Raw genomic sequence first — 299 nt, 5'->3', positions numbered from 1 at the left:
TTGAGAACTCAAGTGTTAATGCTTTCGCATTAACGTTTTTCGCACTAACGTAATCACACAAACGACAACGAATCATCATCCATGCGCCTTTAGTTAGTACTATCAGCTTTCCAAATTGTTAAAGAGCGGGCTTAAAAAAGCCAAAGATAAAATTTCGTTTATCTTTGGCATCTCTAACCTATGCATAAGCTTATCGTCATGATAAGTGTAAATGGTGGAGCTATGCGGGATCGAACCGCAGACCTCCTGCGTGCAAGGCAGGCGCTCTCCCAGCTGAGCTATAGCCCCATTTACATGCA

The 299-nt window shown here is 42.8% G+C and carries 1 tRNA gene; it reads right to left on the bottom strand.

Features of this window, described 5'->3' with window-relative positions:
• Positions 1–212: 212 nt before the first annotated feature.
• Positions 213–288, bottom strand: a tRNA-Ala gene (locus tag H5164_RS20230).
• Between the last annotated feature and the right edge of the window lie 11 nt (positions 289–299).

Source organism: Shewanella sp. SG41-3 (genome assembly GCF_014164545.1).
In the GTDB taxonomy this organism is placed as follows: Bacteria; Pseudomonadota; Gammaproteobacteria; order Enterobacterales; family Shewanellaceae; genus Shewanella; species Shewanella vesiculosa.
The sequence above is the reverse complement of the archived record's forward strand: the minus strand, read 5'-3'. Positions and strand labels throughout refer to the sequence as shown.